This window comes from Pseudomonas sp. CGJS7, from assembly GCF_036961695.1.
The window spans coordinates 42,678-53,137 of sequence record NZ_JBAMDI010000079.1; the positions used below are offsets into that span (position 1 = coordinate 42,678).

Sequence of the window (10,460 nt, forward strand, 5' to 3'; positions counted from 1 at the left end):
GGTTCCTCGGTTCAAAGGCTAAGGGTCAGGCTGACACTGAAGTTGCGTGGCTCCCCGGGCAGCACCCAAGCGCTGTTGTACGAGCGTTCGTAGTACTTGCGGTCGAACAGGTTGTTGAGGTTAAGGCCGACGGTGACCTGTTCGCTGGCCTTGTAGTGCGCCAGCAGGTCGACCGTGCTGTAGGCGTCCAGGGTGAAGTCGCTGCCGGCCTGGCCGGAGCGTTCGCCGACGTAGTTCACCGCTGCGCCCACATCCGAGCCGCGCAGGGCCCCGTCCTGGAATTCGTACACGCCCATCAGGCTGCCGCTGTTCCGGGCGATGCCGAGCAAGTCGCTGCCTTTGGGCAGGGCTGCGTCGCCCTTGGCGACCTCGGCGTCGATGTAGGCGTAGGCGCCGATCACTCGCAACGCGTCGGTCAGCTGGCCGCTGAACTGCAGGTCCAGGCCTTGGCTGCGCGCTTCGCCCGCCGCCACGCTTTCGCCAAGGGCGTCGGTGGTGATGACGTTCTCCTTGTCGATATGGAACAGGGCGATGGTCGCGCCCAGGCGGCTGTCGAGGAGGTCGAGTTTGACCCCGGTCTCGTAACCCAAGCCCTTTTCAGGCTTGTACACCTGGCCCTGGGTGCCGATGGTGTTGGGTTTGAACGAAGTGGATGCGTTGGCGAACACGCCGACTTGCGGGGTCAGTTGGTACAACACCCCGATGCGCGGTGTGGCAACGTCCTTTTCCTGGCTGTTGCTGAGGCCCGTGGTGCGGTTCTGCGAGGTCTGCTCGAAGCGCTCCAGGCGTACGCCCAGCAACCCGCGCAGGCGCTCGGTGAAAGCGATCTGGTCTTGCAGGTTGATCGCGTAGCTTTCAGTGTGCTCGAAGAAGTCGTTGGCACGGGTGATGGCTGGCTTCGGCTTGCCGTATACCGGGTTGTAGATATCCAGCCCATACGCTGCGGAAGTGGCGCTTTGCGGGTACTTCTGGCTGTTGCGGTAGTTTTCGTACTCCAGCCCGACCAGGGTCTGATGCTGCCAGCCACCCAGCTCGAACTGCCCGTGCAGCTCGGCCTGGGTGATGCTGTCGTTCCATTCGAAGTCGCGTTCGCGATAGAAGCGCGTGATGGTGGTGCCCACCAGGGCCTGGGGCTCGGAGCTGTTGCCCTTGAGCGTGCCCTGGGTGTAGTGGTTGGCCAGGCGCACCTTCCAGTTGTCGTTGAGCACGTGTTCCAGCGCGACGTCGAGGGTCTGGTTGTCGTTGCGGATTTCGCCGTCATTCGGCTCGCCAAGGAAGGTCGAGCGCTTGACCGACCCCATTTCGCCGTTGACCGCCGGAATGCCGCGATCGAACACCGACTCGGTGCGGGAGAACTCGGTGTCGATCATCAGTCGGGTGTCGGGTGACAGTTGCCAGCTCAGGGAGGGGCTGACGATACGGCGCTCGCTGCCGACATGATCGCGGAAGCTGTCGTTGTCTTCGACAGCGAGGTTGATCCGGCCCAGCAGATTCCCTTCGCTGTCCAGCGGCGAGTTGGCGTCCAGGGCGGTGCGGTAGCGGTCCCAGCTGCCTGCGCTGAGGGTGAGGGTACTGAAGGCTTCGGCCTGGGGGCGCTTGGTGACGATGTTGACCAGTCCGCCAGGGTCGCCACGGCCGTACAGGCTGGCAGCCGGGCCTTTGAGCACTTCGATGCGCTCGATGTTGGAGGTGTCCGGCGAGCTGTAGCTGCCGCGGTTGATGGCGAAACCGTTCTTGTACAGCTCGCCCGTGGTGAAGCCGCGCACACTGTAGTTGAGGAAAGTCAGGCCGCCGAAGTTGTTCTGCCGCGACACGCCGCCAGCAAAGTCCAGGGCGCGGTCGATGCGGGTGGTGTTGAGGTCCTTGATCACCTGCGCGGGCACGACGTCGATACTCTGCGGCGTGTCGCGGATGTCGGTATCGGTGCGGGTGGCCGTGGCAGAGCGGTTGGCACGATAGCCTTGCACCGGCCCGTCGGCGCGCTCTTCGAGGTAGGCGTCGGTGATGGAGGTTTCGTTCAGCAGCAAGGGTTGTGCCGCTGAAATCGGCTGGCCGAACAAGCCCAGCGTCAGGCCGGCCAGAAGGGGGGCACGAGGGTTCACGTAAAGTCTCCGTTTTTCACGCTATAACGTTGCATTGTTGGATACGTCCTGACTTGGGCACTGTCCACGAGCTCGAAGGGGATCACAACGGATACACCATCAGGCTCCACGGTGTAGGCTGTGCAGGCTGCACTCGATGCCAACATCGATGCCGCGCCCTGCTTCGGGCGGTGCTGCATCACAGATGACAAGAAACCCTTGCGAGTAGAGCGGCCCGCCTTGCGTCAGACCTGACAAATGAATCCTGATGAGGAAATGTTCATGTGTTGGGATGCGCATGTTATTATATGTAATAACGTAACACCAGTGGTTAGCGTTCATTACCGGTTGCAAATGATTCTTGTTGGTCAGGCGCAGATGCCTGCGGGGCGGACCAGGCCGAAGCATCGTGCGGGTGCAGGCTTTCCAGGTGGCGAACGTGCACTTGGCTATCGCGGTAACCGTGCAGGCTTGCCTGAATACGCCGCGCAGCGTCTTCGACGAACATCAGGTTCTGCCCGTTGAGTGCTGCGAAAGCCTGTTCGTCAGCCCGTTTTACGGCGGTCTGAACCGGCGTGCGCAAGGCGCCTTCGACGTGGTCGATCAGGGCCAGCAACCCGAGATCCGGGGCATCGGCAGGTACCGTGACGCGCACTCGAGCTTCGCTGCGTTGGCTATGTGGCGTCGCCAGCGACGCGTTGCTGCGCAGCCACTGCGCGACGGCGCTGGCTTCGAGCAGTGGCTGGTCCTTGAAGGTTCGCAGGAAGCCGTCCTCAATCAACTGCCGGGAGAGAGCGGCCGAGCACGGGCAGGTCGAGGAGTAGCCGATCCTGACCTCGATACTCAGGTTCAGCGCCCCACCGACCTTCGTCGCGAGCACGTGAACCGGGTACGACTTCCAGCCAGAGAGGCCCTCGGTCACCAGTGCAGGGCGGCGAACCAGCAAGTCGAAATCCAGGCGCAACCTGGCATTGCGGCTTTCGCAATCCTGATGGCTGTCGATCATCTCCTGCAACAGCGCAAAGAGGCTTGCCGGCGACACCGCCGCAGCCTGCCCCCAGGCGTCCAGCAGGCGATACAGCCTGGACATGTGAATGCCTTTGACATGCGGTGCCGGCAGGTCGACCTGGACATCCGCCCGGGCGTGCAGCTCACGCTGGTAGGTCGGTTCTTGGATCCTTACCGGCAGGTCGATACCCTGCATGCCGACCCATTGCAGCGGGCTGAGGCTGGGGGCCAGGTCGGTGACGGAAACGTCGGGTAATGCTGAGCTCATCATGTATATCCAGTGGTGGGAGCCTTGCACGTGGCAGCAAGGCGTTTGAATCAGTTCCAGCCGGGGAAGGGGTTGGTCAGCTTCATCCAGCCTTCCGGTCCCTGGGCCATTTCCTCATCGGTCAGCAGGCAGGCATCGAAACGCGCCCGCAGCGCTGCCTCGTCCATTTCCATACCGATCAGCACCAGCTCCTGGCGGGCATCGCCAACGTCCTCGTGCCATTTCGACCTTTCGCCCTTGGATTGAGGGTATTGAGGATGGCCATCAGGCGATCGCGCTCTTCGCCACTGATCAGGTCGGTCTTGTTCAGTACGATGACGTCGCAGAACTCGATTTGCTCGATCAGCAGGTCGACCACGGTGCGCACGTCTTCCTCGCCCAGCGATTCACCGCGTGCCTGCAGGCTGTCGCGCGAGCTGTAGTCGCGCAGGAAATTGAAGGCATCGACCACGGTGACCATGGTGTCGAGGCGTGCCACTTCGCTGAGGCTGCGGCCATCCTCGCCTTCGAAGGTGAAGGTTTCCGCCACCGGCAGTGGCTCGGAGATGCCCGTCGATTCGATGACCAATTGGTCGAAACGACCCTCTTTGGCTAGACGGTCCACTTCGAGCAGGAGGTCTTCGCGCAAGGTGCAGCAAATACAGCCATTGCTCATCTCCACCAGCTTTTCGTCGGTGCGTGACAGCTCGGCGCCACCCTCGCGTATCAGTGCGGCATCGATGTTCACATCGCTCATTTCGTTGACGATCACCGCGACTCGCCGGCCTTCGCGGTTGCTCAGAATATGGTTGAGCAGGGTAGTCTTGCCGGCTCCCAGGAAGCCGGAAAGTACAGTGACGGGCAGCCGCGCGGCTTCGTTGGTATGGGGGACAGGGGGGCTCATCGGGAGGCCTCATGATAAAGGGTGGTGCGCATGCGTGCGGCTCTGCTCAGTCCTCGCCTGCATCACGGCGAGTACAGGCGGCGCATTTACCGTGCAGCTCGATGACCGAGCTGCACAGCGAAAACACGTTCTGTTTCATCCAGTGCCCCAGGGCCTGGTTCAGGTGCGGTACGTTGAACTCATCGACATGGCCGCAGCTGTCGCAGATGGCGAACGCTCTGAAACCTGCTTCGCACTGGCTTGGGCAGGTGCAGCTGACATAAGCGTTCAAAGACTCCAGCCGATGAATCAACCCTTGCTCGGCCAAGTGGCCCAGCGCGCGGTAGATCTGCGTCGGCGCCCTGACACCTTCATTGCGCAGGCTGTCCAGAATGGCGTAGGCACTGAGCGGCTTGTCGGCTTGCTGAAGCGCCGTCAGGACACGTTGCTGATTGCTGGTCAGTTGCATGCAGGTCTCCTTCCGTTGGCGGGCAGTCTTCATTTTGTTCCGGATTTGGGATGTTATAAGGTAACAATAATAAAATGGCTAGCGAAATTGCCCGAGGCTTCGCTGGTTCGCAGGTCAATGGGAGTCCATATGGATCGTCGACGAGTGCTGAAACTACTGCTTGCATGCCTGGCATTGCCGCTGCCTCTTGCGGCACAAGCCGGGCAGGCGGTTAAACGGGTTTGGGTGAGCCGGTCGGGCAGCGTCACCAAGGTGTCGCTGGAGCTTACCGGGCCGGTGGCGGCGAAGCATTTCAGCCTCGCGGCGCCACCGCGGTTGGTTCTTGATCTTCCTCAGGCCAGTCTGCAGGCGTCACTGAACGATCTTGCCCTGGAAGGCACTGCCGTCACAGCCGTACGCAGTGGCATCACCGCGTCCGGTGACTTGCGTATCGTGCTGGACCTGGCCGACTCGGCAGTGCGCGGCGAAGTCCGCTCGCTCAACACCAGGCCGCATGGCCTGGAGTTGGTACTCACTGGGCCACCGGTGGGCGTTGCGCCGGAAGTTGCCAAGCCCTTGGCGCGACAGCGCGACCTGTTGATCGTGGTCGATGCCGGGCATGGCGGCAAAGACCCCGGTGCAGTAGGGCCCAAGGGCGAGCAGGAAAAGCACGTTGCGTTACAGATCGCCAAGTTGCTGGCCAAGCGCATCGATGCACAGAAAGGCTACAAGGCACGCTTGGTGCGCAGTGACGATGTGTTCATTCCGCTGCGCAAGCGCGCCGAACTCGGTCAGCGGCTGAACGCGGACTTGTTCGTGTCGGTACATGCCGATGCTGCACCGCGACTCACGGCGTCTGGGGCATCGGTGTTCGCCTTGTCGCAAGGGGGCGCGACGTCGTCGATGGCGCGCTGGATGGCGCAGCGGGAAAACGATGCAGACAGGGCCGGCGGGGGATTGCCGATCAAGCTGCGTGAGCGCGACCCCATGGTTGCCAGCGTGCTGCTGGACATGTCGATGAACTCGACGATCGCCACAAGCCTGGATCTTGGGCATCAGGTGCTCTCGCAGCTTGGGCAGGTGTCGGGCCTGCATCAAGCGCGGGTGGAACAGGCAGGTTTCGCCGTGCTCAAGTCGGCGGCAGTACCCTCGATCCTGGTCGAGACCGGTTTCATTTCCAATGCCGGAGATTGCCGGCGGTTGCATGATGCCCGTCATCAGCGCAAGGTCGCGGAGGCGATATTCGCCGGGCTGGACAGCTACTTCCGCCAGAAACCACCGGCTGGCAGCCTGATCGCGGCCAAGAGAGAGGCGTGAGCAACGCTGCGTGTCCTTGCGCTTGAGCGCGGTGTCCTCTCGAAAAGGCCACTCAACCCTGTTTAAGCCGCGTGGCGGCCTCCAGAGCGAAGTAAGTCAGGATGCCGTTGCACCCCGCACGTTTGAACGCCATCAACGCCTCCAGGATAACCGTGTCCGGATCCAGCCAGCCCTGATTGATCGCTGCCTTGAGCATCGAGTATTCACCGCTGACCTGGTAGGCGAATGTCGGCACGGCAAAGGTTGCCTTGACCCTTTGAATGATGTCCAGATAAGGCATGCCGGGCTTGACCATCACCATGTCGGCGCCTTCTTGCAGGTCCAGCGCTACTTCGCGCAGGGCTTCGTCGCTGTTGGCCGGGTCCATCTGGTACGTGCGCTTGTCGCCTTTGAGCGCGGCCGCCGAACCCAGCGCGTCGCGGAACGGGCCGTAGAAGCCGGACGCGTACTTGGCGGCGTAGGACATCAGACGCACATCGCTGAACCCGGCCAGGTCCAGCGCGGACCTGAGCGCGCCGATGCGCCCGTCCATCATGTCCGAAGGTGCCAAGGTGTCGATGCCGGCCTGGGCCTGGACCACGGCTTGGGCCGCCAGTACCTGCAAGGTCTCGTCATTGGCCACGCGGCCTTGGCGCAGCACGCCGTCGTGGCCATGGTCGGTGTAGGGGTCCAGTGCGACGTCGCCGATCAAGCCAAGGTTGGGGAACGTGGCCTTGAGCAACCTGGCGGCGCGGCAGATCAGGTTGTCCGCGTCGAGGGCGTGGGTGCCCTCACTGTCTTTGCGCTGCACTGGAGTGGCGGGAAACAGGGCAATGGCCGGAATGCCCAGTTCGACCGCCCGGCCTACGTGATCCGGCAGTTCGGCCAGGCTGACGCGTACCTGGCCCGGCATGGCGGTGATCGCCTCGCGTGTACCTGAGCCTTCCTTGAGAAAAACCGGCCAGATCAGGTCATCGCGAGACAGGCTGTTTTCAGCGACCAGACGACGCGTCCATTCGTCAGCGCGATTACGGCGCAAACGCGTGGCCGGGAACGCGCCCGTTGAGTTCGCGAAGTGGGTCATGCCTCTCATGCCTCGATGGAGGAATGGTGGCCAGTGATCAACCACTGCTGGTCGATCCGCTCGAAGGTGAACAGGAAGCGCGCTGGCACTACCCGCTGCTCGCCGTCCTCACGAAAGACGAAGGTGTACTGGCCTCCGACGACCACGGTGCCCAGCTTGCGGCTGACGCGCTTCTTGAACAACTGGATGTCACAGACCAGCCCGTCGTTAGCGAGGAAATTCTCGAAATAGTTGCGACGGCTGTCGTCGCAGTCACGCACTTGGTTGGACAGGGTCGGAACCAGGATCGCATCAGGTGCGTACAACGCCAGCACCTGATCCACATCACGTGTGGCCACGGTCGCGGCCCAACGGTAGAGCGCCGCTTTGGCACCTGCCAGGCAGGCCAGTTCGGTGTCGGCGTAGGTTTCGATGGTCGGGTTCGGGCATGTTTCGGTCATGGCGTCTCTCCTGCGCAAGTGGAAAATATGAACAGTAGCGGCGTAATCTGCTAAGTTGTAATTGTTATAACATAACATTTACCACAGGTTGCAAATCATGTTCCTTACCCTTGAGCAGGCACAGGCGGGAAGCCGCTTCGCCTTGACCGATGTGCTTGGCCACATACCCTGGAACCCCCAGGGGCTGATCCCCGCCATCACCCAGCAGCATGACAGCGGCGAAGTCCTGATGCTGGCCTGGATGAACGAAAAGGCGCTGCTGGAAACCCTCGAGACCCGGCGGGCATGCTACTGGTCACGTAGCCGTGGATGCCTGTGGCGCAAAGGCGAAAGCTCGGGGCATGTCCAGCATGTACACGACGTGCGGCTGGACTGCGATGGCGACGCGCTGTTGTTGCTGGTGGATCAGGCAGGTGTCGCCTGCCACACAGGGCGTCGCAGCTGTTTCTACAACGCGATCCAGGGTGATCAAGTGGTGGTGACGGGCAACCCCGCCGAGGTGGGCGTATGAGTCAAGTCATCATTCGCAACGCCCGCCTGGTCAATGAAGGTGCCATACAGGAGGCCGATGTACTGGTCGCCCATGGCCGTATCGAGAAAATCGGCCGCAGCATCGCGGGCGTCAATGCGCCGCTCGAAATCGATGCCCGGGGCCAATGGTTGCTCCCCGGCATGATCGACGACCAGGTTCATTTTCGTGAGCCTGGCGCTGCGCACAAGGGCACCATGGCCAGTGAGTCGCGCGCAGCAGTGGCGGGCGGTATCACCAGCTTCATGGACATGCCCAACACCAACCCGGCCACGCTGGATCTTGCCGCCCTGCACGACAAGAAAGCCCGCGCCGCCACCACCTCGGTTGCCAACTACGGTTTTCATTTTGGCGTGAGCAAGGACAACCTCGATACCGTGGCGGCCCTCGACCCACGTGAAGTGGCGGGGGTGAAGGTATTCATGGGCGCCTCCACCGGCGACATGCTGGTGGACGACCCCAGGGTGCTGGAGCGGCTGTTCGCCAGCGTGCCGACCATCCTCCTGGCGCACTGCGAGCACACACCGTCGATCCTGGCCAACGAAGCGCGCATACGTGAGCGCTACGGCGATTTCATTCCGCCGGCCATGCACCCGATAATTCGGGATGCCGATGCCTGCCTGCGCTCTTCGAGCCTGGCGGTGCAGCTTGCCAAGCAGTTCGGCACACGATTGCATGTGCTGCACCTGACCACCGCCCAAGAGCTGAAGTTGTTCCAGCCTGGGCCTTTGCAGGGCAAGCAGATCACCGCCGAAGTGTGCGCGCACCATCTGCTGTTCGATGACCGTGACTATGCCCGCTTGGGCCACCTGATCAAATGCAACCCTGCCATCAAAACCCGGGAAGACCGGGACGCACTGCGTCAGGCTCTGCTGTGCGACCGCATCGACGTCATCGGTACCGATCACGCACCCCACACCTTGGCGGAAAAACAACGCCCTTATGCCTCGGCGCCATCAGGTTTGCCGTTGGTACAGCATGCACTTCCGGCGCTCTTCGAGCTTGTGGAGGAGGGCGTGCTGACAGTTGCCCAACTGGTGCGCAAGACCAGCCACGCCGTCGCGGATCTGTTCGCCATTTCGGAACGCGGTTACCTGCGTGAGGGCTACTGGGCGGACATCACGCTGATCGAGCGTCTGCCCGAGCCCCGCGCTGTCAGCCTCGACCCGGTTCTGGCGCACTGTCAGTGGACGCCGTTCGTGCACCATCGTTTTCATCACCGAGTGGCCACGACACTGGTCTCCGGGCAACTGGCCTGGCATGAAGGCCGGCTGGTCGAGGGCTGCCAAGGCTTGCCGCTGGCGTTCAACGCACGACGCGGTTGACCGCCATTTCTTTTCATTGACCTGAGCGCACCTGCAATGACCGAACAAGAGCTACTATCCCAACCCGAAGACGCCTACATGGACGCTGCCCAGCAAAGGTTCTTCCGTGAGCTGCTGCTTGCCCAGCGCAATGAGCTTCAGCAACGCATCGCTGAAGAATTCGAAGCGATCCGCGACTTCGAGCCTACCAGTGATCCCTCCGATATCGGCACGGCGGAGGAGCATCGTCAATGGCAATTGAGGCTGCTGGAGCGGGAGAAAAAACTGCTGGACAAGATCGACGAGGCCTTGGAACGCGTTGCCCGTGGCGAGTATGGCTGGTGTAAGGAAACTGGCGAACCGATTGGTCTCAAGCGGTTGCTGCTCAGGCCAACCGCCACCCTGTGCGTGGAGGCCAAAGAACGCCAGGAGCGCAATGAGCGGCACATGCGCGACGATTGAGGGTGCAAATCGCCACCATAGGGTTCATCAGCACATAGCCACAGTAGATGCCCCCGGGTATGCTCGCGTTCGAGGTAACGTTGTTTTGCCCATTCGCCCAGGGGCCTACGTATCACGCTGAACACCAGTTTTTATCCCGATACCTAATGGGAGGGGACGCCCTGTCCCAAGAGCGACTCAATAGCTCAGCCGTTATCAGCCGCGCCGGTCCTGGTGCTGGACGAACAGATTTTTTACATCTGTTGTTATAACGTTACCGAATATGTCGCAAATGGCAAGAGGACGAACCAGTAGGAGTCAGGGCTGAACACCCCGACCAATCCTTGCAGTGTCAATAGCAGCGTGGCGATTGCTAGCGCCACGTACGTCATGATTTTCGGTCATGTCCTGGAGGAGCGTAGCGTGCTCGGCTCGCAAGAAGCGATTGCGGCACTTGGGCAGCTGACCCGTAGTCGTGCACGTCTTATCAATGCCGATGGGCAGGTTCATGAGGTCGATAACGCAAGCCTCAACCCTGGCGACCAAGTCGAAGTCCGTGCCGGTGACCGGGTACCAGCCGATGGACGCATTATTGAAGGCCAGGCCAGCCTGGACACCGCGCCCATCACGGGGGAGTCCATTCCCCAGGAGGTGACGACCGGGATGGATATCCATGGAGGGTCGATCAATGTAATCAAT

General features: G+C 61.7%; 10 protein-coding genes and 2 pseudogenes. 5 read left to right on the forward strand and 7 right to left on the reverse strand.

Annotation, left to right across the window (positions count from 1 at the left end):
* Positions 1-11: 11 nt before the first annotated feature.
* The 5 genes and pseudogenes from V7787_RS34245 to V7787_RS34260 form a co-directional block, all read right to left on the reverse strand.
* Positions 12-2,102, reverse strand: a complete 2,091-nt coding sequence (locus V7787_RS34245; RefSeq protein WP_336091785.1) for a TonB-dependent siderophore receptor — start codon at positions 2,100-2,102, stop codon at positions 12-14.
* A gap of 310 nt (positions 2,103-2,412) precedes the next feature.
* Positions 2,413-3,357, reverse strand: coding sequence for a GTP cyclohydrolase FolE2 (gene folE2, locus V7787_RS34250; RefSeq protein ID WP_064493490.1), 945 nt, complete (start codon positions 3,355-3,357; stop codon positions 2,413-2,415).
* A gap of 50 nt (positions 3,358-3,407) precedes the next feature.
* Complete coding sequence (locus V7787_RS53190) at positions 3,408-3,542, reverse strand: hypothetical protein (protein WP_442757991.1); 135 nt, start codon at positions 3,540-3,542, stop codon at positions 3,408-3,410.
* A 44-nt stretch (positions 3,543-3,586) separates the two neighbouring features.
* Positions 3,587-4,240: pseudogene (locus V7787_RS34255) on the reverse strand (GTP-binding protein); the annotation flags it as partial.
* Positions 4,241-4,286: 46 nt separating this feature from the next.
* Positions 4,287-4,688 carry a Fur family transcriptional regulator gene (locus V7787_RS34260; protein ID WP_020190656.1) on the reverse strand — a complete coding sequence of 134 codons (402 nt, stop codon included), beginning with the start codon at positions 4,686-4,688 and terminating at the stop codon, positions 4,287-4,289.
* 129 nt (positions 4,689-4,817) lie between these two features.
* Here V7787_RS34260 and V7787_RS34265 point away from each other — a divergent pair, with 129 nt between their 5' ends.
* A complete protein-coding gene (locus V7787_RS34265) occupies positions 4,818-5,984 on the forward strand; it encodes an N-acetylmuramoyl-L-alanine amidase (RefSeq protein WP_336091795.1) in 1,167 nt (388 codons plus the stop codon).
* A 52-nt stretch (positions 5,985-6,036) separates the two neighbouring features.
* Here V7787_RS34265 and hemB read toward each other — a convergent pair whose 3' ends face one another.
* Both hemB and V7787_RS34275 read right to left on the reverse strand, forming a co-directional pair.
* On the reverse strand, positions 6,037-7,047 hold the full coding sequence (gene hemB, locus V7787_RS34270) for a porphobilinogen synthase (RefSeq protein ID WP_324736966.1): 1,011 nt from the start codon (positions 7,045-7,047) through the stop codon (positions 6,037-6,039).
* Positions 7,048-7,052: 5 nt separating this feature from the next.
* Positions 7,053-7,487, reverse strand: a complete 435-nt coding sequence (locus V7787_RS34275) for a DUF4440 domain-containing protein (RefSeq protein ID WP_020190661.1) — start codon at positions 7,485-7,487, stop codon at positions 7,053-7,055.
* A gap of 97 nt (positions 7,488-7,584) precedes the next feature.
* Between V7787_RS34275 and hisI the strand changes: the two genes are divergently transcribed.
* The 4 genes and pseudogenes from hisI to V7787_RS34295 all read left to right on the forward strand — a co-directional run.
* Positions 7,585-7,998: a phosphoribosyl-AMP cyclohydrolase gene (gene hisI, locus V7787_RS34280; RefSeq protein WP_064493493.1), complete on the forward strand. Its 414-nt coding sequence runs from the start codon at positions 7,585-7,587 to the stop codon at positions 7,996-7,998.
* Complete coding sequence (locus V7787_RS34285; RefSeq protein ID WP_336091789.1) at positions 7,995-9,341, forward strand: dihydroorotase; 1,347 nt, start codon at positions 7,995-7,997, stop codon at positions 9,339-9,341. The genes hisI and V7787_RS34285 overlap by 4 nt, the downstream gene beginning before the upstream one ends.
* A 36-nt stretch (positions 9,342-9,377) precedes the next feature.
* Positions 9,378-9,782 (forward strand): RNA polymerase-binding protein DksA, encoded by a 405-nt coding sequence (gene dksA / locus V7787_RS34290; protein ID WP_064493495.1) that lies wholly within the window; start codon positions 9,378-9,380, stop codon positions 9,780-9,782.
* Between the two features lie 366 nt (positions 9,783-10,148).
* Positions 10,149-10,460 (forward strand): annotated as a pseudogene (locus V7787_RS34295) (P-type ATPase); the annotation flags it as partial.